The following is a 25,397-nucleotide window of genomic DNA, read 5'->3' on the forward strand; positions in this document are numbered from 1 at the left end:
CGCTAGTAGCCCACGACACAATGCAGAAAAAAGGACGCTTAGCTGTCCAATCTTTGATTACTTATGTGTTATAGCTAATAATGAAAACAAAAATCGGGAAAATTTTATGTATAAGTTCTTACTTCTTTGTAGCTTATTAATGACGCAAGGCATACTATCGGCAGAAGATTATATATTGTCTGGTAAGATTATGGATACGGATGATAATTGGCTAAATGAGGCAAAAGTCACTTTGTCGCCACTCAAGATTGAAACATATTCTAATGCCAATGGTGAGTTTACTCTTAAATTTAGTCTTGATAAACCACTCGCATCTAAGAAAAGAAATTTCATTGCAAGTTTAAAAATAGAGCGGGCAGGGCATGTCGCCCAAAGTATTAGAATACGCTCAATGAGCTTCTTTGCTAAGCCACTTGAAGTAAAGCTATCACCTGAAGCCGTGGATAGTAGTTTACTCGGTTTCAGAACAGATATGGATCCTACAAATTCTATTATTGGAAAAAGAACGGGAAGAGAAGCCGACTTTTATATTTATATTCCTGAATCGGTAAAGAAAATTCGAGCGGCACTCTATATTTCCATGCATGGCATGGGAGATATAAGCAAACCCATTTTGAAACAGTTTGCCGAAGATGAGCAGCTGGCACTTGTGGGAATGAATGGTGATCCCATTAAGCGCGGGATCAATAATGTAGAACTCATTAATGAACATATTGAAAAATTAGCTGAATTATCTGGACACCCCGAATTAACAACTGCACCAATCATGACTTTCGGTCATTCAAATGGAACAGGATTTGCGGCGAGTTTCCCCCGTGATTGGCATCAAAGAACTATTGCATGGGTTGCATTTCATCCAGGTTATAGTGGTTACCTTCAGTTTCCCAATACCGAGAAAGTACCGTCTATGGTAATGTGTGGAACGATTGATAAATACCTGCTAAATGCTCGCCAAGATGAGACCGTTGCACAGATGCGTAAAGAAAAAAATGCGGCGATGAATGTGATGATGGAAGGTGGCGTAGGGCATGGACCTGCAGATCAAGATGCCACTTGGATTTTTATTAGAGATTTTCTTAAAGCTGCAATGGATTTTCGTTTAAACGAAGATGGCACGCTAAAACCTGTTGTTATAGAGCAGGGCTGGCTCGGTGCAAGATACGATTTAGAGAAAGGCGGGCGTCAAGATTTGATCATTGCACCCTACGCTGACTTTAAAGGTGATAAATCGACGGCTAACTGGTTTCCAAGTGAATCCTTTGCCAAAGCTTGGCAGACCTATGGTAAACGAGAAGTCAAGAAATAAAGCTCATGCTTCGCTTGCTTGGATAATTGACTAGGTCTTAAAGATCCTTAGCAAGCGAACTATAAGAATACTTGGAGTCATCACTTTGTTGCAAGTTGCTTCTTTTTTGAATGATAGAGGTAAGTTTTAGCAATGAATTTTTTTATTTCAGCCTCGGAAAGACTGTTATTTATCTGCTCGCGATAAGAAATGTAAGGTGAGTATTTAGAGTTTTTATTTAACTCATCAATTCTGAGTGTTTTGCATTTTATACCCATCTTGTGGAGTAAGTTCTTTAAACGATTAATGCGCAAGTCAGCAGGTTTTAACTTACATGCGGAACTGACACAATTTTTAGAACTATTGGGAATAAGGTCTTCTTTGGTGTAGTGAAGCTCAAGTGTTAATCGGGGTTTTAACTTTTCATATAGCGAATTTTCAAAAGTAGAAGAAGTAAACTCTCCCATTTCAGATACTTTGAAATGAGAATCTCTTGATAATTGGTCCTTGGTCAGGACTAGGATTTTTTGATCTTTCTCGCTTTTTATTTCAACAAGATTGCCATCTATAGAAGTGATTTCACCTTTAATATTTTCACCTGAATCCATTACTAAAGTCAATTTTTTGCTTGTCGGCTCGGTAGACTTGGCACGTTTACTAAATCCAGTTGTGACTTTATACATGGAAAAAAGAACAAATATAATTACAAAAAATCTAATCATTTCTCATCTACTTTAATTTAAAATTATCTACTCAGCAAATAGATATACTTTCGTCAATTAATTCAAGTCTCTATAAAATAGCGACTTGAAAATATGAGGTTTTTATTTAGGTCTACTATGAGTTCCTAATGGTGCTTAGTTACTCATTGTTTTTGCATAAATAGAGTTAATTCGGCTACGGTGAAACCAAACTTTTTTAAATAGGAGCGATTGATTAAGACGCCATCATTCATCAGAAACATCCAATCATCGAATTTGATTCTGTAAGTTGTATCACTGACTGGCAGATCCATTTCATAGACCCAGCGCATAGCATTACCTTCCACAGTGGCTTCAGCATCCCCTAGTATATCGCTTGCACTTGCTAGATATTGTTTGTTGTCAATCTTAGTTATTGTCCAAGTACGTTGCTGAGTTTCGCCGTCATAATAGATAAAGTCTTCTTTGAGCGTACCGACATTTCCTTGCCAAGAGCCGATCATACTTACATCAAAGCGCCGAATAACCTTCCCACTACGGTCCTGCACTATACCCCAAGCTTTTATGGGTCCGGTAAAATATTCTTGTAAGTCTAGTTTGGGTTCAGAGTTTTTATAAGCCTGTAGTTTAGATGAACTGGAACAGCTTATCAATAAAATAGCTATAAGGATAATTAAGAATGATTTAACGAGTTTCATGTGTACTATCTCCTAAAGAATAAGTATTTGAATATTGAAATTTAATAACGAGACTTTACCTCTAAATGAGCCTGAGACGGTGCTTAAGGATTGACTTGATTTTAACTGGATTCTAATACGACTTAGATTTCGGACCTGCGGAATTCTGCGCTATGAATTTTTCTGCATCTTCAATCAAGAGTTGTTTTTTCTCAGCAGACATTTTCTCAAGATTTCTGAGTGGCATAAAAAGACGGTGGTTATTTTTTAATTTATCTTTATTTCTATCTAAAAAATACCAATATAAATAATTGAATGGACAAGCATCTTCACCACTCTTTTCTTTTACTTTATAGGAACAATTCTTGCAGAAATCGGACATTTTATTTATGTAGTTCCCACTTGCTGCATAGGGTTTAGTCGCTAATAAACCACCATCCGCATAGAGCGCCATACCATAAGTATTGGGGAGCTCCACCCACTCATAGGCATCATCGTATACGGCTAGGTACCATTCATGGACCTGTATGGGATTAATTCCCATAAGCAAGGCTAGGTTACCTGTGACCATGAGTCGTTGTATATGATGAGAATAGGCTGTTTCCATTGTTTGTTTGACTACTTTACTGACGCAGTTCATTCGCGTTTTCCCACTCCAATAGAAGTCAGGTAAACTCCTATTGGCATTGAAGTGATTGCTTTCTAAATAATCGGGCATTTTGAGCCAATAAATACCGCGTATATACTCCCTCCAACCAATGACTTGCCTAATGAAGCCTTCGATTGAGTAGAGGATTTCATTATTATCAATAGGGATTTTTAAAACTCGCTCACAAACTTCCCTTGAGGTGAGCAACCCACAATTTATGAGATGGGAAATCCTGCTATGAAAAAGCAGTTTTTCGCCATCAACCATAGCATCTTGGTAAGTTCCAAAATGCGGTATGAGTTCCACTGCAAAAAATTCCAAACACTCTAAGGCTTGTTCACGATTGATACATTCTTGAAAATTATCAATCGAACCAAAACGATTGTCAAAATACTTTTCAAGTAATGTGATAACTTCCTTGGTAATTGCATCCGGAGGAAATAGAGGGCGCTGTGGAATAGCGTACTTACTGTCGTAGCGATTCCGGTTTTTAGAATCAAAATTCCATTTCCCACCTAGGGGCTTTCCTTGCTCCATGAGATAGGAGGTATTTTTTCTCATGAAGCGATAAAAATTCTCCATCAGTAGATTGTTTTTATCCTTGGCGTAATCGGCAAATTCATCTTTACTCAAGTAAAAACGCTTATCGGAATAGATTTTCACTGGTATCTCGAGCTGCTCTTCCCAAGTTAAAATTTCTTGCTGAAGTCGGTATTCACCCAGTTCGGTAATATGCAGACAATCAAATTTTCCTTGATCAATTAAAAAACGTAAATTATCTTGAAAACTCTGCAGATTATCGCTATCATCTAACTTATAATAACGCGTCTTGAAACCTTGTTTTTTTAGATCCTGTTCAAAATGGCGCATTGCCGAAAATAGAAAAAGAAGCTTTCTTTTATGATGGGGCAGGGCATCGGCCTCTTGTTTAACCTCCATCATAACAATGAGGTCATTTTCGTAGTTACAATTCTCTAGACTCGCCAAGCTTAAGCTCAGCTGATCTCCAAATATAAGTCTTATTGATTTCATTATTAAATGGACCCGTTCAGTACTGATAGAAATTTTCGGTCATCTGGAAACTACTGTTTTTTAATGGGGAGCTGAACTTCCCAGAAACGTTTCGAAGCGGGGATCATAGGGCTATTATAAGCTAATAAGCGAACTTCACCAGCTGATGTATAGGATGGGTTCTCTAAGAGCCAAGCATCAATTTGAGCGATAGCATCTTTAATCAGTTCACTTGATTCACGACCACTTAAACCAATGCTCACATAATCTTGGGCCACTTCATCTACTACCGCGACACCAGAATTTAGCAGACCTGCTGTACCGATATTTTTATCTCCATAAAGAAAAGCCATGCTCTGTCGCTGGCCAGTAGTTTTATCGATCTGCATTTCTACGGGTGCAGTCATTGAGATTTTATTATTCTTAATATGTCCAAAGAGCTTCATGAAGGATAAACTTTGACCCTTTGAACTCTGCAGTTTGGCTGATCGGTAAGCGGGATATTGCTTAACTATGAGCTTGTTTAAAGGACCTGGAGCAGGGAATCCACGGGGTAGGTCTGCCTCTAGAATAACCTTGAATTCATATTGACTCTTTTTTATGGGCTTAGAACTCTGGTGAATAGGATTAGTTAATTCTGCATAAACTTTGTCTAAAGAACTGCGCAATAACCAAGCGTTTGATCTTGCATCATCACTACGGCTCACTTTTTCCAAAGTCTGAGTAAGTTCAGTTGCTAAATTTTTACTGATATCATCTGAATTAAAATGACTCAGGCTTTGGGCACAAAGTTCATAGATTGCTGCACAGGCTTGGAGTTCACCCTTGTTAAATAAGGGAACACCTTGAGCAATGGAGAATTCGATTAGTTGGCGCATTTTAAGCGAATTACTGAGTTCTACAGTAGGTAAAATAACTGTATCTAAAATATGGATCACACCATTACTTGCCTTTATATCAGTGGCAATGAGATTGACTCCAGAAATATTGAGTTGACCCTTATTAAATGTCACAGGCATGGATTGTCCTTGTAGATTAATGAGGCTCTGACTAGCGACCAATTGACGCGCATCTAATGATCCAGAGATGACATGAGCCTTTAAAATTGCAATGAGCTTATCGCGGTTGTCTTCTTGCAATAAACTTTCCACTGTACCTAAAGGCAGTTTTCCAAAGGCTTCATCATTTGGTGCCAGAACCGTGAAGGGACCTGGTTTGTTGAGTACCTCAGCTAAATCAGCTTGCTTGAGAGCTGCAATGAGAATTTTGAATTGTTTAGCGGATTGTGCAGTATCGACGATATTAGCTAGTTGACTTCCTCCCATTAATGAAGCACTCAATTGAGTCAATAGAATTAAACTAAGTATGAGAGTGAAGTATTTTTTCATGCGGCCATCCTTGTTTTGTAAACAGGCTTTTTTGTTCAGTAGTTAAGACTTAAATACACAAAACGTTCAAAACGTTCATATTTGATCTTATACCACTTTTTTAGTTAAACCTAATACTTTTACAATTTTAATGATAACAAAACTTCAGTTAAAGATAAATGATCGGCTATGTGCTGAAAGCAGCATTTACTAGTAGCTGAAATATTTAGAGCCATTATGAAAGAACCTTTATATGCAAATTTAAAAAAGTCTTAGAAACGAGAAGACAATAGTACAGATTACATAAGATCCGACATTAAGTTATACATAAGATATATTATGCGACATTATTAACCTTTAGATAAAAGTGCTCATGACTTAAGTTAGGCTTAAGAAAAAATTATCGTTCTACCCTTGTAAACAATAATGCGATCAGCCGCGTGGGCTTTAACTGCATTGGTCAAAACTCGATTTTCCATATCGCGACCTTTGCGAACCATATCATCCGCCGAATAAGCATGGCTGACTCGAACGGTGACTTGATCAATGATGGGTCCCATATCGAGTTCTTCATTGGCGTAATGACTGGTTGAACCAATGAGTTTAACACCTTTGGCGTAAGCTTGGTGATAAGGTTTAGCACCCTTGAAAGCCGGTAAAAAACCATGATGAACATTAATGATTTTATTGGGATAAGCCTGAATCAGTATTGGCGTCAAAATTTGCATGTAACGTGCCATGGCAATGAAGTCAATCTTTTGCTCTTTGAATAAATCAACTGCGATTTGATCCGCTTGTTCACGATTATCTTTATTTCTAGGAATATGAAAATAAGGGACACCAAAGTGCTCGGCAGTCGCTTTTAAGTCGGGATGATTACTCACAATTAAAGCAATATCCACATCAAGCTCGCCATATTTGTGCTTGAGTAAGAGGTCGTACAGGCAGTGATCATACTTTGAAACCATAATCGCCAAGCGCTTTTTCTGATCTTTAAAACTCAAAGTCCAGTTAAAACCAATGAGTTCCGACTTTTCTTTTAAACGATTTTCAAGAAGTTCACGTTCACAATTGAGCTCTGAACAATCGAATTTAACATACATAAAGAACTGGCTATCAAGATCTTCACGATGCTGTTGAGCATCAATAATATTAGCGGAACAATCGGCTAATATTTGGCAAACTTCGGCGACAATTCCCTTGCGATCGGGACAGCTAATTTTGAGTACGGCACTAGACATGAGATTTCCTAAAATTTTAATTCTTAAACTTTAATCCTTAATCAGCAAGAGGCTAGTTAATCGCCCTATTCTTTTAGCTCATTTCCGTCTTTTGCTTGCCAGGCTTTAATAAATAGCAAAATATAGGAAAGCATCATTGCGAGTCCACCAAAGGGAACGATAGCACCTAAAAAACGTGGTGCACCTAGAGCCATGGCATAGAGTCCTCCAGAGAAAACGATAAAGCCAAATAAATTGAGATACATAATGCTTCTTTGCTTATATAAAGCGAGAAACAACATCAGGCCAGTAGTGAACATGTGATAACGATTGGCTTTCTCAAACCAATCTAACTGAGGCTGTTCCAATTTTAATGCATGGGCGCCAAAAGCCCCAATCAGTATGCAAAGAAAGCCCATAATTGATGCAATCCTCAGCGCCAGTGGATCTTGTAGATTTTTCATTTTGTCATCTCATTGGTTTTATTTCGTGTTTAAGAGCTTGTATTTTTCGATAAAATCAATACTCTGTCAGCAAATTAATTTAAAGGAAATAACTTATGCCTAAAACAGCAAAAATCTGCGTCAGCAGCCTAGGTTGTGCAAAGAATCTAGTTGATACCGAAGTTATGCTTGGTAGTATGGCCAAAAGTGGTGTGATGATCACAGGTGATTTGGATGATGCCGATATCTTCGTTGTCAATACTTGTAGTTTTATTGAAGGTGCTCGCCAAGAGTCTAATGCCGCTATTATGGATGCGATTACTTGGAAAAAGAAACGCAAAAGCCGCAAGGTTGTTGTTGCTGGATGCCTTCCCCAAAGAAGCCCTGAAGAAACCAAGAAGAATCACCCCGATGTAGATTTATTTCTCGGCCTTGATGATGTTGCCAGCATTGGTACAATGGTGAATAACCTCTTGCGCAAAATGCCGAGTATTAATACTATTCAGAAAGATGATTTACCGGTTTACCTCTACGATGAAAATACGCCACGCTTATTGGTAACACCCGCTCACTACGCCTATATCAAGATTTCCGAAGGCTGTAATCATAAGTGTAGTTTCTGTGCGATCCCAACCTTCCGTGGTAAATTGCGTAGCCGTACAATTCAATCTATTGTTAAAGAAGCTCAAGCCCTACTCAATAGCGGTGTTCGCGAAATCATTCTCGTTTCACAAGATTCTACTGGTTATGGTTCTGATTTAAAAGATGAGTCCAATACTGCTGAGTTACTCAAAGCACTTGATAAGCTCGATTGTGATGAATACTGGGTGCGTTTACTCTACCTCTACCCAACAACTGTGACCGATGAGTTAATCGATACTTTTGCTAAGTCTAAGCACATTGCTAAATACATTGATATGCCACTTCAGCATGGTGCTGACAAAGTACTCAAATCAATGCGTCGCGGTATCACTCGCAAGCGTACTGAAATCCTCCTAGATAAATTCCGTAAGGCGATGCCTGGTGTTGTGATGCGTACGACTTTACTCGTGGGTCATCCTGGTGAAGAAGAAGCTGAATTCGATCAGCTCGTAGATTTCGTTAAGGAACAGCAATTTGATCGCTTAGGTGTTTTTACTTATTCACATGAAGAAAATACTCACGCTAAATCACTCGAAGATTTTGCTGACCCAGAAACTTCTGCGGCCCGTAAAGATAAAATCATGGCCATTCAGCAAGACATTTCCTACGAGAAAAATCAGCGTTTCGCCGATCAAGATTTGCGTGTCATTGTCGACGAAGCTTTCTTGAAAACTGATATCGATACAAGTGATGAACGCTTTGATGAAGCCGTCATGGAAGAAGAAGGTATTTATTACGTCTTATCACGCACCGAGGGCGATGCTCCTGATGTGGATAACCTCGTTCACTTCTCTGCAGATGAATCAATCCTGAAGCAGCAGTTCGTGACAGTGCATATCGAAGAAGCCACAGATTACGATTTGTACGGCACACTCGTTAAGTAGTTCTACTAATCAAGTTTCCAAAAAGCCCCTTCTTCGGATGGGGCTTTTTTTTTGATGAAGTAGCTAAGGATCTAGGGTGCTTTTACTGTCGTTTGGGAAAAATTTCCCGCAGGTCTAGCTGAGTTCCACAGAATAAAATCAATCAATGCCTCCGGCGGAAGGAGAGCCTCTAATGGATGGGGATTTAAGGGTGTTTACACGTGCTACTACCTTTTTCAGTATGGCCCCGAGGTCTGCTCGGCCACCGGAGGTATTTATACTGGGACTTCGCCTAATGGTAGGGAAATCAAGAGATACTGACAGATATTTGAGCTCGAAGAGCTTAGAAATGTAGTCATGGACGTAAGTCCGTGGTGTTTGAAAAAAGTAAGGTGTGTGCCGAAGGTACGCTGCAGAGGGTTTTCCTTCATACCTTCGGCATGACTATCATTTTTTCAACAATACCCACCGGATAAATCCGGTGGCTACCCTACTACATACCTTCGGCATGTGCTTAAGTTCCCTAGCATAGTAAAAATCTATAAATGCCTCCGGCGGAAGGAGAGCCTCAGCAGGCGGTTTAGCTTCGCAAAATTTTGTATGCCGAACTGGCAGTTTTTCTTGCTTGGTCTTAATTTAAAGAAATGAAATAATTAATGAGGTCAGAGAATGAATATTGCAGTTGTTTTATCAGGCGCAGGAGTTTTTGATGGTTCGGAAATTCACGAGGCGACGCTAACTTTATTAGCCCTAGATCAAGCTGGAGTAAAGTATCAGTGCATGGCTCCAAATGTTGAGCAATATGCGAATGTGAATCACCTCAATAATGAGCCTTCACAAAATAAACGAAATGTACTCGAAGAATCTGCTAGAATTGCTCGTGGGGAAATTTTGGATTTAGCCGAGGTGAAATCAGAGGATTATGATGCACTCATTCTACCTGGTGGTTTTGGTGCAGCTCTGAATCTCTGTGACTTTGCTCTCAAGGGACCCGATTGTACTGTCAATCAAGAAGTAGAAAAACTGATACTGGAGTTCTTTCAGGATAGGAAAGTGATTGCGGCGATGTGTATTGCCCCTGCTCTACTCGCAAAAGTCTTAGGCAAAGAAGAAGTTTTACTGACAATTGGAAATGATGAAGGAACTGCGGATGCCATCGAGGCTTGCGGCGCTATTCATCGAGATTGTACGGTGGGTGACATTGTAGTGGATGAAGCTAATAAACTCGTTACTACGCCTGCTTATATGTTAGCCAAAGGGCCTGCAGAAGCATGGTTAGGTATTGAAAAACTCGTCAAAAAAGTTATCAATTACTAAATAAAATCGAGCTATCCGTTAAAACTGGTAGCTCTTTTATTTCAGAATTTTAATGAACTAAAGTTTAGTTCTTTGCTCCAATCACGGGAATCTTCACATCATCAAAATTTGTAATGTTATTGCTCATGACATCTTTAAAGAACTGGCCCTGACCTTCTCTGGGTGAATAGTCACGCTCAATGAGTGAAGGTGTCCAAGACCAATGAAAACACCATACCGTCCAGTTTATATTATTTTTATTGAAGTAATTCACAAGGCGCTTGCCCCAGGCATCATCACCAATGCAGGGAATATGAGCTCCTTTATCATCTTCAGACATATAGCCAAATTCAGTAGCAATTAAAGGATACTTTTGGGCCATGAAGCCCCAAGTCTTGTCCCATTTTTCTTCCATGCTACTATTTTTATCATCTTTAGATTTTTGTGGGTAGGGATGAACTGAGTAAGCTAAATTATCTAAGAGGAAAGGCTTATTTTTGGCATCACGTAAATCATAGGCCCAATTGAGGCCACCAGCAATAATCACGGTGTCATCATCATTACTACGAATTGTTTGACCAATGATTTGGACGATGGCACGCCATTCATCCCAAGTCATTTCTCCGAGCTTACCAAAAAAAGTTGTGGGTTCGTTGAAGATTTCATAAAACGCTACAGTCTCTTCATTTTTATAACGCTTAGACATCAAGTCCCAAAATTCGATAGTCTCTTCAAGTGTGGTGGTATAACCTGGACGTTGAAATTTTCTATCCTTCAAATTACCAATGGAATGCCAATCAATCATAATGGAGATTCCACGAGTTTTTGACCAAGTTACGGCTTTATCAATGGCATCGAAATAAAATTCTTTGCCATGCTTTTGCCAATTACTTGGTGTTATGGGAATACGTACAACATTGGCACCCCATTTTTGAATGTGGTCAAAGTGAGCTTCGTTCCATTCTTTTTCTGCAGTCAGTACCGCAGGATCATTTAAGGCTAAACCTTTATAAATGACCTTATCTCCTTTGGCATCAACAAGTAGATTCCCTTGCACAGATACTTTTTGAATTTTAACGGATTCCGATTTTCCCTTATCTTCACGATGAGATTGACATGATCCTAATAAAAAAGCCGCTACTAAAAGGCTCGTGATAAATGAGAATTTTTTCATTTGTTTATATCCTTAAAGATTAAAGTTGCCAGGAAGCTCAGTCGTGATTCCCTGTAAGATTTTTTGCATCTCTTTGAGTTTTTCTTGATACTCGGGATTACTGGCTAAGTTTTTTTGTTCTTTGGGATCTAAGTCTAAGTTATAGAGCTGATCTTTGTCAAAATAAGCGGGATAAGAACCAGTAGATTCTGATTCGGCATGTCCACCACCAGGTAGAGCTGTGAGGTGACTAAAAGGAGCCTTCGGATCTTCGGTTACAATATTGATATGCTTGCGACGTCTCTCCGCATTCCATTCTTTCAGTGCTTTGCTACGTTCTTCATCAGTCATATTTTCATATTTTTGCGGATAGCGCACTGCTAAGTATTTCCAATTCCCGAGGCGAACTGCACGAGCATAGCCGAGTTCATGATAGAGAATGCGATCTTTATCAGCTTCTTTTTCTTTATTTAAGTAAGGTAAGATACTGATACCATCGAAATTTTTGTCAATGCTTTTACCACCAGCCATATCTACTATCGTGGGAGCGAAATCTACATTGGAGACAATCGCATCGAGTTTCTTACCCGTTTTAAAACCGCCCTTTTTCCAAATGATACTCGGATTATGAACGCCACCTTGATAAAGTGTTCCCTTAGAATTTTGGCCATGGTCATTAAAGAAGAAAATGATTGTATTGTCGAGCTCCCCCTCTTCTTCTAAGGTTTTGATTAAAGCGCCAAGCGAGTCATCCAACCATAACATATTACAGGTGTCTCTATTGACTTTATAGCCATTTGCTTTGAGGCGAGCAGGAATCGTTGCACGTGCAGGCTGTACTGTGAGTGGCTTATCCAAATAACCAATCGGCGTAATTAAAGGGTTGGCATTCCATGAACGTTTATCCGCATCTGGTGCATGTGGAATTGTGGTGGCTAAATAAAGGAAGAAAGGGTTATCGCGCTTTTGCTTGAGGAAGTCCACAGAACTTTGTGTGATCCAATCCATGTTCTGAACTGCGACTTCATGAAGCCCCAAGAAATCTGGGTTATTGTGATAAACATTGCCCACATGATCGAAACCAGCTTCGCGCATGGCCTGTTGAACATGGTCGTGATTTGCTTTGAGTATTGCCACATTTTTAGGATCTTTAGCACTGCCATCAAAATCCTTAGGACGTTTCAATCCATGAGCGTGTACAACATGATTTTTTCCACTCATAGAAGTTGTGTAACCCAAGTCTTTTAACAATTTTGGTAAGCTCTGATCTTGCTTAGTAATATGAGTATTGAATTCAACCACAGTCTGATTATCATTAGCTTTCGTTACTTGCTTAAAGAAAGCATTACTCGCTCGACTCGCATATTTACCCGTCAGGCAATTATAGCGGCTAGGAGTACATACAGGAGAGACGACGTGTTGTTCATTGAGCACAATACCTTCTTGAGCCATACGATCTAAATTAGGCGTGTAGTTTTTACCTTTGCCTTCATCGAGACAATTGAAGTGACGAGGACGCATATCATCGGCAATAAAGAAAATAATATTGGGTTGCTCAGCAGGTGGAGTTTGCTGATCATTGTTAGATACCGCAAAACTTGAATTCACCGCCAAAAGCAGACCTAGGGAGAAAAATAATTTTATTGGAGAAATAGTCATTATAAAACCTTATTTAGTACTTTTGTTGAGTTCGTAATTCAAATAAGCGCTGACGTAAACTAGAGCTGCATTCCAGTTAATAGCAGATTCATTTGTTGAAAAAGATTTATCTGAATCTAAATGCGATAAAGCAGGTAAAACAGAAGGGTATGCCTCGGGGCCTAAGTCCCAAATGATTTCCCAAGGATTAGGTCCACCCACAAGTATGCCTGGGATAGGATCTTTAATACCATCGGCCATACATAAGCGATTGTGTACGTTCATACTCTTCTTTTTACCGAAAGATGTTACAAAACAATGATTTAATGGATTCTTTCCCAGTAAATAATCCATGTGAGAAATAGCGAAATTCAGATATTTTTTATCTTTGTTTGTCTGATAACAAACTAAAGCTAGCATGGCTTGGTTGGCGACAAAGCCATTACTGCCCCATTCAAAACGTTTATTGCCCATACGATAAGCCACTCCAGTGGCTTCCATCGCATCAAAAATTAAGTAGTCGACAAATTCTCGTAGTCTTTGTTCTACCGCATCCATGTCAATCAAATCTTTAACTTTATCTTTGTTGTGAACTAAAGAAATATAGGGTAAGGCATGAACATGCGTCCATACGGGAGAATGTATATCTAAATAAGGAATAGCCGTTCCTTCTAAGTAGCTTTTATCACCGCTAGTGATAAAGAGTTCCGTTTTTGCCCACGCAAGCTCATCGACAAAGCTATAGTTCTCATCTTCGTATTTACCCGTGGAACAGCCCTCTGGTTGAACAAAACGATTCCAAGGATTTTTCTCAGCCCATTGCAAAGCCATTTTTGATTTCTTTAAAGCTCTCGCAGCGAAGCCAGGGTAATGAGATTCGTACTTACTGAAAATACGTGAAGCCATCGCCATTGTCGCCGCATAATTTAAAGTTGCCGAAGTCGTTTTTCCAATCATCCAACGTTTGGCTGTATGTTGGTGCGGAAGTTCATTAACTGGCGCAAAGCCCATAGTGCTGAGTTTATGATAAACGCCACCATCAGTAGGATCCTGCATCATCTCAAACCATTTAATATTCCACCAAGCTTGATCAAGTAAGTCGGGGACTCCATTGCCACTCTCTGGTATATCCAAAGATCCATCCGGGAAAGCTTGTGGCATAGCTTCATAAAGAGCGAGTAAACTGAAGGTGGAAATCCCTGCATTCACTGAGTATTTATTATAATCTCCGGCATCAAACCATCCGCCTGGTGCTGACATTTTGGTACCTGCTTTTTGTCCCGTGTACGCCCCTGATTCATGAACGTAAACTTCTGTATCAGGCTTTCCTGAAGGTCGATGCCATTGGCCACCATTTTTTTCAGTGACTTCATCTGAGCAACGGAAATAATAAAACATTTTCAATGCCGATTTAGAAACCTCATCATAAATGGAATTATTGATTTCGAAATCAAAGGAGCGTTCATCCCCTACTTTTAAGTAATACGTACCCGCTTCTTTGACTTCACTAAAATCTGCGAGCCTCACTGCTTCCTTTGAAAAAGGATAATAATTAGCTTTTTGTAGTTTCGATGAATAAACAGTTTTTTCTGATTTTGGATTGATCTTCACAATCTCAAAACTGGCACCTTCGCCCCAGCGTTTTGATGATTTAAAGATACTAAGAGGGACTTGTATGGCAGCGGTTTTTTCCTCGCCAGCGAAATAGCCAACTTGATTGACACGTATTTTTTCACTTAATTTTGCGTCTTGCGCAAACAGATACGAACTTGTACAAGCTAGGCCAAAAAGTAATGCATTGAGTTTTTTTGATAAGATCATGTAATTATCATCCTAAGAAGTTTTGATTATATACACATCTTAATAACTGTCGAGCAGCATTAATTGACAGTTCCTGCTTAAAAATATGATATTTATCGCAAGTCATTGTGATCAATACCGCTAATAGATTCAACTACCGTAAATAAAACATCTTTTTATTCAAATAAGATATAAATCATTCTTTATAGATAAAAAAGAATGGAAAAATAAGTAAGAACATAAAAGATGAAGGCAAGAGAAAAGATCGTTCTGCATTCGACTTGCTGATGAAGACGTGTAAAGTTCGAAAATTAATTTAGAGTTCGGAGAAAAATATGTCTTGGTTTGGCAAGATTACTGGTGGAACAATTGGTTTCATGATAGGTGGCCCTCTGGGTGCCATGGCGGGTGCGGCTCTCGGCCATACTTTAATTGATGCCGAGACTTCGACTAATCAGCCAAGAATCAGCTCACGTGAAGAACAAGAAATGATCTTTTTTGTGACTATTTTCACTCTCGTGGGCAAGATGGCGAAAGCTGATGGGAAAATAACTAAAGAAGAAATCGATTTTATTGAGCACTTCATTAAGCATCAGTTAAAACTGGAGCCCAAGCAACGTGAATATGCCATTTCAATTGTGCGAGCTGCTAAAGATGATAATACCCCCATCCTCGATTACCTAAAGCAATTTGTCCAAGTCTTTCCTCAGGCAGATATGCATTTCATGTTGTATGAAGTGCTCTTTACTGTAGCAATGGCGGATGGTCATATCCACCCTGACGAAGAAGCTATTTTAAGAAAGATCAGCCCTTACCTCAAGGTCCAGCGCAATGTTTTTGAAGCTATGGAAGCGCGCTTTCGCCAAGGGCGATCAGGCCAAAGTTCAGCAAGTGAATTGGCGAACCACTACCAAATACTTGAATGTACGCCGGAAATGACTGATATCGAAATCAAAAAAGTTTACCGCAAAAAATGTCGTGAGTTTCATCCCGATACACTTGCAAGCAGAGGTCTTTCAGAGGAATTTATGGATTTTGCCAATAAAGAAATCGTAAAAATCAACGAAGCTTACGAGGCGATCAAAAAGTCTCGTGCCAAGTAATTTCACTAATTAATTTAGCCCCATAGAAATGGAGCGCTTTTATTCTGAGTATGACTATTTTACTTAGTTAAAGCAAAGATGCTTTAAGCAAGCGTGAGCTCTACCAGAGATAAAAGAATGAAATCTGGGGATAAGTAGGGATTTCAAGTCTTACTCACTTTCAAAAAGCTTAGTGCCACTTAGATTCTGTTATACGAAATATTAATTTTAAGTAAGAGATTTATTATGGGAAGAACTTTCGAAAACCGTAAACATTCTATGGCAAAAACCGGTGCCATGAAAATCAAACTTTACACCAAGTTTGCTAAAGAAATTTATGTTTGTGCAAAAAACATGAGTGCCGACCCCGATCACAACCCCTTACTTCGTCGCGTAATTGACAAGGCAAAAAAGAGTTCTGTCCCCTCACACGTTATTGAAAATGCTCTTAAAAAAGCCAAGGGTGGCGGTGGTGAAGATTACCTCCCCGCTCGCTACGAGGGTTATGGCCCCGGTGGCTGTATGGTTATTGTCGATTGCTTAACTGATAATAGTAACCGTACCATTTCAGAAGTCCGTAATTGTTTCACCAAATGTGACTGTAAACTCGGCGGACCAGGTTCAGTCGCTCACATGTTCGAGCATCAAGCTATTTTTGCTTTTAAAGGGGATGACGATGAAGTCGTATTAGAGACACTGATGATGGCTGATATCGACGTTACTGATGTCACTGTAGAAGAAGGCATTGTCACGGTTTTTGCGCCTCATACTGAATTCTATAAAGTAAAAACTACTCTCACAGAAGAAAATGCTGACATTCATTTTGAAGTGGAAGAAATTACTTTTGAGCCGCAAGCAATGCATGCAGTCGGCAAAGAGGATGAAGCCCGCTTTGAAAAATTCATCAATATGCTCAATGATTGCGATGATGTTCAAGAGATCTATCACAACGCGGAACTCGAAGACTAAGTTCTAGAAATTTTCAAAATCAAAAAAGCCTTATGAATTATTATTCATAAGGCTTTTTTGTGAACTCATAATATGTACTAGGATCAAAGCTATTTTAGATTATCCCAGTACCATTGAACGCAGTCTTTTATTCCTTGCTCAAAACCGATGATATCATCATACTTAAGTAGTGACTTAGCTTTGCTAATATCTGCCAAAGAGTCACGTATATCCCCTGCTCTCTCAGGTCCATAATTGACTTCGACTTGTGCTATATCAGCATCAAATTTACTGAGCTCAGTTCTGAGAACATTAAAAAGTTCATTGAGGCTGGTGCTATCACCGCAAGCACAATTAAAGACCTGACCAAAAGAGGCTTCATCAGAACTGAGTGCCGCCAATTGATTGAGTTTTATAACATTATCTATATAGGTAAAATCTCGAGAAGTCCCTCCATCGCCATTAATTTGTGGTGACTGATGCTTAATCAAATGATCCACAAAGAGAGGTATCACTGCCGCATAAGCTCCATCAGGAGTTTGGCGACGACCATAGACATTGAAGTAACGAAGACCCATAGTCTCTAAGCCATAGGTTTTATAATAGACATCGGCGTACAGTTCATTGACGTACTTTGTCACCGCATAAGGAGACAGTGGCTTGCCGATATTATCTTCTACTTTCGGTAAGTCTTTTGAATCTCCATAGGTCGATGAACTCGCTGCGTAAATAAAGCGTTTAATTTTGGCGTCCCTAGATGCGGTGAGCATATTCAGGAAGCCCGTTATATTGACTGAATTCGTGAGAATGGGGTCATTGATGGAACGAGGAACTGAGCCTAAGGCTGCTTGATGAAAAACGTAATCAATCCCTTCGCATGCAATTGCACAAACTTCTTGGTCGCGAATATCTCCACGAATGAGTTCGAAATTTTGATTGATGCTTTTTTGATCCGCAAAATTATAATGCTTTTCTAAATTACTTTCAAAACCGGTTGAGAAATCATCTAAAACACGAACAAGGTTGCCCTGCTCCAATAAGCTATCTACGAGGTTAGAACCGATAAAACCAGCTCCACCCGTGATAAGTACCTTAGCATTATAAATGAGTCCGTACTTATTCATTAAAGACGACCATCCACCTGTTTTTTATCTAGAGCATATTTTATGTCGTAAATCACACTGGTATCATGTGTTATTGTATTCAAGTCGAGTTCTTTAAACTCATCGTGACCAACAGTAAGTACCACCGCATCATAATCGTTTTCTAATTGCTCAACTAAGTCAAAGCCATATTCATGCTTCACTTCATCTTTATTAGCCCATGGGTCGTAAACAACGACATTGCAGCCAAACTCCGCTAATTCATGGTACACTTGTACGGCACCAGAATTTCGCACATCAGGACAATTTTCCTTAAAGGTAATTCCTAAAACAAGTACTTTTGCATTGCATACGGCGTGAGCTTTTTTAATCATAAGTTTTACAACTTCTTGAGCCACAAAGTTTGCCATATTATCATTTAAACGGCGACCAGCTAAAATTATTTCTGGGTGATAGCCAAGTTCTTGGGCTTTATGCGTCAGGTAATAAGGGTCAACACTAATGCAGTGACCTCCGACTAAGCCTGGTCTAAAGGGTAAGAAATTCCATTTCGTTCCTGCCGCTTCTAAGACTTCTAGCGTATCAATCCCAATTCGGTTGAAAATTAAAGACAACTCATTCACTAAAGCAATATTGACATCTCTTTGGGTGTTCTCAATCACTTTTGCGGCTTCCGCAACTTTGATACTTGAGGCTTTATGGGTGCCCGCAACAATGATCATTTTATATAGATCATCAACTTTATCTGCAATTTCTGGCGTGGAGCCAGATGTGATTTTTAAAATATTAGGGAGACGATGTTTTTTATCACCTGGATTAATTCTCTCAGGTGAATAACCCGCAAAGAAATCCTTATTAAATTTCAGTCCCGAAACGTCTTCTACAATGGGGATACAAACTTCTTCACTAGCACCAGGATAAACAGTTGATTCGTAAATAACCACTGCACCCTTTTCGATGACTTGACCGACAGTTTTTGAAGCACTCATCAAAGGTCCAAGATCAGGTTTTTTTGCTCTATCAATGGGTGTTGGCACGGTAACAATATAAAAGTCACAACCCTTTAAATCATTAATTTCACTGGTGAAACTTACTTTTTCAGCTTCTTTGAACTCTTCATTCTCTACTTCAAAGGTACTATCATGACCTTTATTGAGTGCTGAAATACGTCCTTGATTTATATCAAAGCCAATAGTTTCTACTTTCTTACCAAATTCTACCGCCAGAGGAAGACCCACATAGCCCAGACCAATAATCGCAATTTTCATCAAAAATCCCTAGTTTTTACTCATTTCTCTTAATCTGACTCAAGCCTACAGATAATCAAAGTCATCACGTACAAAGCGAGGAGAGTTCCCACACTTTGTCGCAAATTAACTTTGTATTAAGTATAGCCAGATCAACGCATGCAATCGTTAATCACATCTCGATCAAAATAATTGATGCTCATTCCGGCATCCACAACAATTGTTTGAGCATTAATTCCACTGGAACTAGGACTCAATAAAAACAAGGCTGTATTAGCGGCTTCTTTAGTAGTCAAAGCTTTTTTGCGCGGAATCACTTTTTCAGCAAATAAGTATGAATTAATATAATTTGGTATGCCTGCAGAAGCGGATGTTTTTAATAAAGAGGCGCCAATGGCATTAACGCGGATATTCGTATCTGCACTCAATGATTTTGCCAAGAAAGCAACCGATGAATCAAGAGCGGCTTTCACCGGCCCCATGTAACCATAATTTTCCGACGCCATACGCGTGGTGGAAATTGATACCGTCACAATAGCGGAATCTGGATTAAACTGCGGCTTCAAAGCTTTGGTCATTGCTATCAATGAGAAGCAAGAGATATCTACGGCTTGCAGAAAATCTTTTCTTACTGTGGAATGAAAAGGCTGTAAGCCTTCTGAGTAATTCGCAAAGGCAATGGAATGTACAAAGCCATCTAGGCCATTGGGTGCTAGAGTTTTGATTGTTTCTGCAGCCGAATCAATTTGGTCTTGAAATTCAACATCACAAATAACGATTTGACGATCTTTTAAAAGACGTGCAGAGAGTTCTTCTTTACGTTTTTCAGAGCGAACAATATAAATAACTTGAGCTCCTTCGCTTTCCAAACCGGAGGCAATGCCCCATGCGACTGATTTTTTATTTGCTACGCCAAGTACGACAAAAGTTTTTTCTTCGAGATTTAAAAACGACATCCTAGCTACCCTTTACTTTATTTAAAATTCCTGCGACTGCACGTTCTGCCATTATAAAACCAATAACTCCCGTCATAAAAGTTGCTGTTCCGTAGCCAGTACGACAATCTAAATTACGTGAATCGCCCTCTCCAACTTCACAGTTCTCAGGTAAAACGGGGACTTCCTGAGTATAGACAACTTCCACTTTAAACTTCTTGCCTTCATAGCGAGTAAAACCATAATCAGCTCGAAGCTTCTTTCTAACACGCGCAATTAAGGCATCATATTTAGTTCGAGATAGATCTTCCACCTCAATTCGAGAGGGATCTAAACGTCCTCCGGCAGAACCCGAAACGACCATGCCAATACCACGATCTCTACATTCAGCTATTAAATGACATTTTGGTCCGAGACTATCGATCGCATCTACCACAAAATCGAAGTCATGAGTAAAAATCTCGTTCGCATTTTCTGCTGTATAAAAATCCCGCACTGCATGAACTTGGCATTCTGGATTAATGAGCGCAATGCGTTCTTTCAAAATCTCTACTTTGGCACGACCCGCCATGCCCGTCATTGCTTGAATTTGGCGATTCGAGTTAGAGAAGCAAACATCATCCCAATCAACTAAAGTTAATTGCCCTATGCCCGCGCGTGCTAAAGCTTCTACTGCCCAGCAACCAACGCCGCCAACGCCAACAACTAAAATATGCGCCTTTCGCAAAACTTCAGCATTCGTTTTTCCGTATAAACGCTGAATACCGCTAAAACGATGCTCAAATGAACCTATTTCAAGTTCCATAAAGTCTTCCAATTAAATAATTTTTGTGCACTAATCGTACTGTGCAATAATGCCGACAAAATAAGCTCTATTCCAAAAGTTCCAAACTCATCTAGACACAAAAAAAGTGCTCATTAAATGAGCACTTTTTGAAAAAATTCTTTATTTGACTATTTCATGGCTGCTTCAATATCTTTACCTATACTTTTAGCATCACGCCCTTCGACAACTTTCACAAGTTTGCCATCCTTGAAGAGCAGTACATGAGGGATGTATTGAATATTGTACTGCTTGGAAATTTTGGGTGCTTTATCTACATCAACTTTCACAATTTTAGCTTTGCCTTTATACGTTTCAGCGAGTTTATGAATTTCTGGACTTAGCTGTTTACAAGGACCGCACCACGTAGCGTGGAAATCGACTAAAACTATTCCTTTCTGTTGGATTACATTTTCTTTGAAATCTTTATCAGTAAGATCGACAACGTTTTTATCGGCAGCACTTAAATTAAGTGTCATTAAAAGTACTGATGTGAGTAAAATTGCTTTGAGTTTCATCTTTATCATCCCTAGTTAAGTTTTTGTATGTCTTGCTATTACTAATTCTAAATTTTGATGGATTCATTACATACATTCACAAAAAAAAGTTTATTTATTTTATTGGGCTCATAACATTTTAATAAAACTAGTGCTTAAGTATGGCTCTTAATTCATTAAGCCTAGGATTTTTCATGGACATTCGCATTGGCATCATTGGCGCTGGAGAAAATACTCGCCTGAAGCATATCCCCCTCTTACAAAAAATTGAGGGAGTACAAATTGTCGCCATTTCCAACCGCAGTATGGCATCGGCTCAAAAAGTCTGCGATCAATTTAATATTGCGAATGCTTATGACGATTGGCAGAAAATCATACATGATCCCACTATTGATGCTGTCCTTATTGGCACCTGGCCCAATATGCACAAGCTACTCACCTGCGAAGCATTAAAAGCCGGTAAGCATGTTCTTTGCGAAGCACGCATGGCAAGAGACTTGGCCGAAGCTCGTGAGATGCTTGATGAATCGCATTTGCGACCATCGCAAATAGCTCAAATTGTGCCTGCTCCTTTCACCCTCAAATATGATACTGAAATCATTAAACTCATTGGTAACAACTTCTTTGGAGATATTTTAGCCGTCAATGGGCGCTTTAATTTTAATACTTTCTTGGATGCAGATGCTCCCATGCATTGGCGAGAAAACCGCGATATCTCTGGAAACAATATTATGCTCATGGGCATACTTTACGAAAGTATGTCGCGCTGGCTAGGTCCCGCCAAATCTGTCATTGCTTCGGGTAAAATATTTAGTAGCTTAAAAGATTACAATGGCAAAGCTCGCCCCGTAGATATTCCCGAACATCTTAATATTCTTGCCCAAGTCGACAATGGTGTGGAAGCTCATCTGCAGTTTTCTTCCGTCACTGCACTTGAGGACTGTCCTCAGTCGATTTGGATTTTTGGATCAAATGGCACGGCTCATTTAGATTTGAAAAATGATCAATTACTCCTAGGCAAGAAAGGTGATACCGAACTTCAGCTACATAATTTTACTCCACCTGCCGATGCCATATGGCGTGTAGAAGAAGAATTCATCAATGCCATACGCGGTACAGAAAAAATTAATTTAACCGATTTCGATACCGCTTTTCAATACATGAAATTTACCGAAGCCGTGACTCTTAGTCTTCAAGAAGACAAACGCATTCACTTATCAAATTTAGGAACTCTATTATGAAAACACTTATTCTCGACGCTTACACAGCCAACCCCGGCGATCTGAATTGGAACGCCATTGAAAAAATCACTGAGCTCCAAATTCATGCACGAACTACTCCTAGTGAGCTCATAGCCAGAGCGAAAGATGCCGAAGCCTTGCTCACTAACAAAGTTATCATCTCTGCCGAAGACATGGCGCTTTTACCAAGTTTAAAATATATTGGTGTGCTTGCGACTGGTACCAATGTCGTCGATTTAAAAGCTGCCGCCGCACAAGGCATCACGGTAACAAATATCCCTGCTTACTCCACTCCCTTTGTCGCTCAGCATACAATTGCCCTTATACTCAATATTTTTAATAAAGTCGCTGAGCATTCCGAATCCGCTAAAAGTGGCGCATGGGCAAACTGCCAAGATTTTTCATATACCCACGGAAGCCTCCATGAGTTACAAGAAAAAACCCTCGGCATTATTGGCCTCGGTGCAATTGGACAAAAGGTTGCGAACATCGCAAAAGCATTGGGCATGAATATTGTCGCCCTCGAATCTGCGAGACCTGCAAAAGATTCGACCCCACGTTTAACGCATGATGATTTCTTTTCTCAAAGCGATATCATTAGCCTTCATTGTCCTTTAAGTCCTGAAAGCCAAGAGATTATCAATTCCAAATCCCTTAATCTCATGAAAACTACTGCCGTGATTATCAATACCGGTCGTGGACCACTCATCAATGAAGCTGATTTAGCTGATGCACTCAACAAGGGTCAAATTGCCGCCGCTGGCTTAGATGTACTAAGTGCTGAACCCCCTGCAGCAGACAATCCCCTACTCTCAGCCAAAAACTGTGCTATTACCCCACATATTGCTTGGGCTGCACAAGAGTGTCGTGATAGGCTCATTCAAATTGCCGCAGATAACATCCAGGCTTTTATTGATGGTACAGTTTATAACAAAGTAAATTAAACTATTTCTATATATCAATCTCTGTGCTATATTTCAAACAATAGTCAATTAGGAATTATTTATGTCATCTGAAAAAGAAACTAAAAGCTCGTATATCATCCCCAACCTTGATCGAGCTTTGCGCGTCATGGAATTATTAGCTGACAATCCTAAGGGGCTGACCATGTCGGAAATTTCTGACGCCCTAAAAATCCCAAAAAACTCCGCCTTCCGCATCACTGCAACCATGGATCATCGTGGATTTTTAGAGCGTGACCCCTTGAGCAAAGCTTATATCCTGACCAATAAGATGACGAATATTTCACACTCAACCCTTGCTGAAAAAAGCTTAGTAGAAAATGCTTGGCCAAGTATGTTACAGCTTCGTGACGAAACCTTAGAGACCATTCTTTTCGGGACTTTAGTTGATACAAAAGGTGTGGTACTTGAGCAAGCTCCTGCTCATCACGGTTTTAAGTTCACGGTTGATATTGGAACTCAGTTTGGCCTCCATACTGCTGCACCGGGAAAAGCCATGCTAGCTCACATGAGTGAAAGAGAACAGGATCGCTTCATCCAAGCGATGTCTTTTGAAAAGTATACAAAGAATACGATCACAAATGCCGATGATTTTCGTACAGAATTAGCCAAAGCTAAAATCCAAGGCTATGGAGTGGACTGCGATGAAGAACGCGAGGGAATGCGCTGTGTGGCAGCCCCCGTTTTTAACTCCAAGCGTCAGCCGATTGCGGCAATATGGCTTACGGGTCCTTCGAGTAGGATTCCTATAAAGAACTTCCCTAAACTCGGACAAGCCTGTATTGATGCTGCCACTGAGATATCTAAAAAACTCGGCGCTTAAAGCATTTACATCTTCGTCTTATAATCGACGCCCATTTTTTCGCGAAGATCATCCATGACTTGCATCATCCCTTGCGTCCATTGAAAAGAATTTACTGAGCTCTCTTTAAGCCCATGTTCGATACATTGATTCACTTCTTCAATCTGTAAACGGTAATCACTGCCTTCATAGGGAGTATGAAAACTTGTCTCTTTACCATTTTTTAAAGTGATTGATTGTAGCGTCCAGCAATTCGCATGAATAATGATTTGTCCTTCTTCACCAGTAATGACCGCTTTGCTATCACCCTCTTGAACAATACTAGAAAACATTTCAGCCTTTACGCCATTAACAAATTCTAAGTTATAATAACTCGTTGCGTCGACGCCTTTATCAGTTAAATCCGCTCTTGCAGAGGACTTAAGCGGAAAACCAAAAAAACTACAGGCTAAAGTCACTGGGTATATGCCCACATCTAGCAAAGCTCCACCACCTAAACTGGGCTCAAATAGACGTGGTTTTTGCTCTGGACTAGAACTAAAGCAAAAGTTTGCCGTAAAGGTTTTTATAGTACCGATAGCATTGCTTGCTAAAAGCTCTTTTACTTTCTTCATGCCTGGAAGAAAGCGACTCCACATGGCTTCCATCAGAAAGACATTATTTTTTTTCGCACAATTCATCATCTGACTTGCTTCATCAGCATCTAAAGCAAAAGGCTTTTCACACAAAACATGCTTACCATGCTTCATGGCAATCATACTATGTTCACAGTGAAAACTATGTGGTGTAGCAATATAGATAATGTCGAGTTTATCATCGGCACAGAGTTCTTCGTAAGAATCATAAGACTTACTTGCACCAAAACGTTTTGCGAAATCCGCAGCTTTATCTAAACTTCTTGAACCGATTGCATAAAGTTCTCCATTTTCACTTTGCAGGATTGCCTCAGCAACTTTCTCTGCAATTCGTCCGGGACCAAGAATCCCCCATTTTAATGTTTTCATATTTAAAA

General features: G+C 39.6%; 23 protein-coding genes. 8 read left to right on the plus strand and 15 right to left on the minus strand.

Features of this window, described 5'->3' with window-relative positions:
* Nucleotides 1-106: 106 nt before the first annotated feature.
* A complete protein-coding gene (locus tag PQO03_RS06205; protein ID WP_274148758.1) occupies nucleotides 107-1,306 on the plus strand; it encodes a hypothetical protein in 1,200 nt (399 codons plus the stop codon).
* Between the two features lie 80 nt (nucleotides 1,307-1,386).
* On the opposite strand, the gene PQO03_RS06210 is transcribed toward PQO03_RS06205, so the two are convergent.
* From PQO03_RS06210 to PQO03_RS06235, 6 genes are all read right to left on the minus strand, one after another.
* A complete protein-coding gene (locus tag PQO03_RS06210) occupies nucleotides 1,387-2,007 on the minus strand; it encodes a hypothetical protein (protein ID WP_274148760.1) in 621 nt (206 codons plus the stop codon).
* 143 nt (nucleotides 2,008-2,150) lie between these two features.
* Complete coding sequence (locus tag PQO03_RS06215; RefSeq protein ID WP_274148761.1) at nucleotides 2,151-2,684, minus strand: DUF3833 domain-containing protein; 534 nt, start codon at nucleotides 2,682-2,684, stop codon at nucleotides 2,151-2,153.
* A 112-nt stretch (nucleotides 2,685-2,796) separates the two neighbouring features.
* The gene (locus tag PQO03_RS06220; protein WP_274148763.1) at nucleotides 2,797-4,344 is read right to left on the minus strand and encodes a cryptochrome/photolyase family protein; all 1,548 of its coding nucleotides are present in this window, start codon (nucleotides 4,342-4,344) and stop codon (nucleotides 2,797-2,799) included.
* A gap of 50 nt (nucleotides 4,345-4,394) precedes the next feature.
* A complete protein-coding gene (locus tag PQO03_RS06225; RefSeq protein ID WP_274148764.1) occupies nucleotides 4,395-5,711 on the minus strand; it encodes a heme-binding protein in 1,317 nt (438 codons plus the stop codon).
* Nucleotides 5,712-6,079: 368 nt separating this feature from the next.
* Entirely contained in the window at nucleotides 6,080-6,931 is an 852-nt protein-coding gene (purU, locus tag PQO03_RS06230; protein ID WP_274148765.1) for a formyltetrahydrofolate deformylase, read from the minus strand.
* A 65-nt stretch (nucleotides 6,932-6,996) separates the two neighbouring features.
* Nucleotides 6,997-7,374 (minus strand): DUF423 domain-containing protein, encoded by a 378-nt coding sequence (locus PQO03_RS06235; RefSeq protein ID WP_274148767.1) that lies wholly within the window; start codon nucleotides 7,372-7,374, stop codon nucleotides 6,997-6,999.
* A 95-nt stretch (nucleotides 7,375-7,469) separates the two neighbouring features.
* On the opposite strand from PQO03_RS06235, the gene rimO reads away from it, so the two are divergent.
* Nucleotides 7,470-8,879, plus strand: a complete 1,410-nt coding sequence (rimO, locus tag PQO03_RS06240) for a 30S ribosomal protein S12 methylthiotransferase RimO (protein WP_274148768.1) — start codon at nucleotides 7,470-7,472, stop codon at nucleotides 8,877-8,879.
* 648 nt (nucleotides 8,880-9,527) lie between these two features.
* Nucleotides 9,528-10,175: an isoprenoid biosynthesis glyoxalase ElbB gene (gene elbB / locus PQO03_RS06245; RefSeq protein ID WP_274148770.1), complete on the plus strand. Its 648-nt coding sequence runs from the start codon at nucleotides 9,528-9,530 to the stop codon at nucleotides 10,173-10,175.
* 64 nt (nucleotides 10,176-10,239) lie between these two features.
* Here the strand turns inward: elbB and PQO03_RS06250 are convergent, their stop codons facing one another.
* Genes PQO03_RS06250 through PQO03_RS06260 form a run of 3 tightly spaced genes read right to left on the minus strand, consistent with a single transcriptional unit; the run spans nucleotide 10,240 to nucleotide 14,766 of the window.
* Complete coding sequence (locus PQO03_RS06250) at nucleotides 10,240-11,328, minus strand: glycoside hydrolase family 5 protein (RefSeq protein WP_274148772.1); 1,089 nt, start codon at nucleotides 11,326-11,328, stop codon at nucleotides 10,240-10,242.
* A 12-nt stretch (nucleotides 11,329-11,340) separates the two neighbouring features.
* Nucleotides 11,341-12,966: a sulfatase family protein gene (locus tag PQO03_RS06255; RefSeq protein ID WP_274148774.1), complete on the minus strand. Its 1,626-nt coding sequence runs from the start codon at nucleotides 12,964-12,966 to the stop codon at nucleotides 11,341-11,343.
* Between the two features lie 9 nt (nucleotides 12,967-12,975).
* Nucleotides 12,976-14,766 carry a glycoside hydrolase family 9 protein gene (locus PQO03_RS06260; RefSeq protein WP_274148776.1) on the minus strand — a complete coding sequence of 597 codons (1,791 nt, stop codon included), beginning with the start codon at nucleotides 14,764-14,766 and terminating at the stop codon, nucleotides 12,976-12,978.
* Between the two features lie 314 nt (nucleotides 14,767-15,080).
* Here PQO03_RS06260 and djlA point away from each other — a divergent pair, with 314 nt between their 5' ends.
* On the plus strand, nucleotides 15,081-15,848 hold the full coding sequence (gene djlA, locus PQO03_RS06265) for a co-chaperone DjlA (RefSeq protein ID WP_274148778.1): 768 nt from the start codon (nucleotides 15,081-15,083) through the stop codon (nucleotides 15,846-15,848).
* A gap of 225 nt (nucleotides 15,849-16,073) precedes the next feature.
* Nucleotides 16,074-16,796, plus strand: coding sequence for a YebC/PmpR family DNA-binding transcriptional regulator (locus PQO03_RS06270; RefSeq protein ID WP_274148779.1), 723 nt, complete (start codon nucleotides 16,074-16,076; stop codon nucleotides 16,794-16,796).
* A gap of 89 nt (nucleotides 16,797-16,885) precedes the next feature.
* Here the strand turns inward: PQO03_RS06270 and PQO03_RS06275 are convergent, their stop codons facing one another.
* From PQO03_RS06275 to trxA, 5 genes are all read right to left on the minus strand, one after another.
* Nucleotides 16,886-17,899 (minus strand): SDR family oxidoreductase, encoded by a 1,014-nt coding sequence (locus PQO03_RS06275; protein ID WP_274148781.1) that lies wholly within the window; start codon nucleotides 17,897-17,899, stop codon nucleotides 16,886-16,888.
* Entirely contained in the window at nucleotides 17,899-19,146 is a 1,248-nt protein-coding gene (gene tviB, locus PQO03_RS06280) for a Vi polysaccharide biosynthesis UDP-N-acetylglucosamine C-6 dehydrogenase TviB (RefSeq protein ID WP_274148783.1), read from the minus strand. The genes PQO03_RS06275 and tviB overlap by 1 nt, the downstream gene beginning before the upstream one ends.
* Before the next feature lie 131 nt (nucleotides 19,147-19,277).
* The gene (locus PQO03_RS06285) at nucleotides 19,278-20,081 is read right to left on the minus strand and encodes an enoyl-ACP reductase FabI (RefSeq protein WP_274148785.1); all 804 of its coding nucleotides are present in this window, start codon (nucleotides 20,079-20,081) and stop codon (nucleotides 19,278-19,280) included.
* Nucleotide 20,082: 1 nt separating this feature from the next.
* A complete protein-coding gene (locus PQO03_RS06290; RefSeq protein WP_274148787.1) occupies nucleotides 20,083-20,865 on the minus strand; it encodes a tRNA threonylcarbamoyladenosine dehydratase in 783 nt (260 codons plus the stop codon).
* A gap of 149 nt (nucleotides 20,866-21,014) precedes the next feature.
* Nucleotides 21,015-21,401, minus strand: coding sequence for a thioredoxin (gene trxA, locus PQO03_RS06295; protein WP_274148789.1), 387 nt, complete (start codon nucleotides 21,399-21,401; stop codon nucleotides 21,015-21,017).
* 173 nt (nucleotides 21,402-21,574) lie between these two features.
* Here trxA and PQO03_RS06300 point away from each other — a divergent pair, with 173 nt between their 5' ends.
* From PQO03_RS06300 to PQO03_RS06310, 3 genes are all read left to right on the plus strand, one after another.
* Nucleotides 21,575-22,621, plus strand: a complete 1,047-nt coding sequence (locus tag PQO03_RS06300) for a Gfo/Idh/MocA family protein (protein ID WP_274148791.1) — start codon at nucleotides 21,575-21,577, stop codon at nucleotides 22,619-22,621.
* The gene (locus PQO03_RS06305; RefSeq protein ID WP_274148793.1) at nucleotides 22,618-23,565 is read left to right on the plus strand and encodes a D-2-hydroxyacid dehydrogenase; all 948 of its coding nucleotides are present in this window, start codon (nucleotides 22,618-22,620) and stop codon (nucleotides 23,563-23,565) included. The genes PQO03_RS06300 and PQO03_RS06305 overlap by 4 nt, the downstream gene beginning before the upstream one ends.
* Before the next feature lie 61 nt (nucleotides 23,566-23,626).
* Complete coding sequence (locus PQO03_RS06310; RefSeq protein ID WP_274148795.1) at nucleotides 23,627-24,406, plus strand: IclR family transcriptional regulator; 780 nt, start codon at nucleotides 23,627-23,629, stop codon at nucleotides 24,404-24,406.
* A 5-nt stretch (nucleotides 24,407-24,411) separates the two neighbouring features.
* Here the strand turns inward: PQO03_RS06310 and PQO03_RS06315 are convergent, their stop codons facing one another.
* The gene (locus PQO03_RS06315) at nucleotides 24,412-25,389 is read right to left on the minus strand and encodes a Gfo/Idh/MocA family protein (RefSeq protein WP_274148796.1); all 978 of its coding nucleotides are present in this window, start codon (nucleotides 25,387-25,389) and stop codon (nucleotides 24,412-24,414) included.
* Nucleotides 25,390-25,397: the final 8 nt, after the last annotated feature.

The sequence above is a fragment of the Lentisphaera profundi genome (assembly GCF_028728065.1).
Taxonomy (GTDB): domain Bacteria; phylum Verrucomicrobiota; class Lentisphaeria; order Lentisphaerales; family Lentisphaeraceae; genus Lentisphaera; species Lentisphaera profundi.

Excerpts from the sequence above, each read along its gene's own strand:
- tviB (WP_274148783.1), bottom strand. The coding sequence starts at position 19,146 with ATGAAAATTGCGATTATTGGTCTGGGCTATGTGGGTCTTCCTCTGGCG.
- PQO03_RS06270 (WP_274148779.1), top strand. The coding sequence starts at position 16,074 with ATGGGAAGAACTTTCGAAAACCGTAAACATTCTATGGCAAAAACCGGT.
- PQO03_RS06305 (WP_274148793.1), top strand. The coding sequence starts at position 22,618 with ATGAAAACACTTATTCTCGACGCTTACACAGCCAACCCCGGCGATCTG.
- PQO03_RS06210 (WP_274148760.1), bottom strand. The coding sequence starts at position 2,007 with ATGATTAGATTTTTTGTAATTATATTTGTTCTTTTTTCCATGTATAAA.
- PQO03_RS06275 (WP_274148781.1), bottom strand. The coding sequence starts at position 17,899 with ATGAATAAGTACGGACTCATTTATAATGCTAAGGTACTTATCACGGGT.
- PQO03_RS06225 (WP_274148764.1), bottom strand. The coding sequence starts at position 5,711 with ATGAAAAAATACTTCACTCTCATACTTAGTTTAATTCTATTGACTCAA.
- elbB (WP_274148770.1), top strand. The coding sequence starts at position 9,528 with ATGAATATTGCAGTTGTTTTATCAGGCGCAGGAGTTTTTGATGGTTCG.
- PQO03_RS06235 (WP_274148767.1), bottom strand. The coding sequence starts at position 7,374 with ATGAAAAATCTACAAGATCCACTGGCGCTGAGGATTGCATCAATTATG.
- PQO03_RS06310 (WP_274148795.1), top strand. The coding sequence starts at position 23,627 with ATGTCATCTGAAAAAGAAACTAAAAGCTCGTATATCATCCCCAACCTT.
- PQO03_RS06315 (WP_274148796.1), bottom strand. The coding sequence starts at position 25,389 with ATGAAAACATTAAAATGGGGGATTCTTGGTCCCGGACGAATTGCAGAG.
- PQO03_RS06290 (WP_274148787.1), bottom strand. The coding sequence starts at position 20,865 with ATGGAACTTGAAATAGGTTCATTTGAGCATCGTTTTAGCGGTATTCAG.
- PQO03_RS06255 (WP_274148774.1), bottom strand. The coding sequence starts at position 12,966 with ATGACTATTTCTCCAATAAAATTATTTTTCTCCCTAGGTCTGCTTTTG.
- PQO03_RS06205 (WP_274148758.1), top strand. The coding sequence starts at position 107 with ATGTATAAGTTCTTACTTCTTTGTAGCTTATTAATGACGCAAGGCATA.
- PQO03_RS06220 (WP_274148763.1), bottom strand. The coding sequence starts at position 4,344 with ATGAAATCAATAAGACTTATATTTGGAGATCAGCTGAGCTTAAGCTTG.
- PQO03_RS06215 (WP_274148761.1), bottom strand. The coding sequence starts at position 2,684 with ATGAAACTCGTTAAATCATTCTTAATTATCCTTATAGCTATTTTATTG.
- trxA (WP_274148789.1), bottom strand. The coding sequence starts at position 21,401 with ATGAAACTCAAAGCAATTTTACTCACATCAGTACTTTTAATGACACTT.
- rimO (WP_274148768.1), top strand. The coding sequence starts at position 7,470 with ATGCCTAAAACAGCAAAAATCTGCGTCAGCAGCCTAGGTTGTGCAAAG.
- PQO03_RS06285 (WP_274148785.1), bottom strand. The coding sequence starts at position 20,081 with ATGTCGTTTTTAAATCTCGAAGAAAAAACTTTTGTCGTACTTGGCGTA.
- purU (WP_274148765.1), bottom strand. The coding sequence starts at position 6,931 with ATGTCTAGTGCCGTACTCAAAATTAGCTGTCCCGATCGCAAGGGAATT.
- PQO03_RS06250 (WP_274148772.1), bottom strand. The coding sequence starts at position 11,328 with ATGAAAAAATTCTCATTTATCACGAGCCTTTTAGTAGCGGCTTTTTTA.
- PQO03_RS06260 (WP_274148776.1), bottom strand. The coding sequence starts at position 14,766 with ATGATCTTATCAAAAAAACTCAATGCATTACTTTTTGGCCTAGCTTGT.
- PQO03_RS06300 (WP_274148791.1), top strand. The coding sequence starts at position 21,575 with ATGGACATTCGCATTGGCATCATTGGCGCTGGAGAAAATACTCGCCTG.
- djlA (WP_274148778.1), top strand. The coding sequence starts at position 15,081 with ATGTCTTGGTTTGGCAAGATTACTGGTGGAACAATTGGTTTCATGATA.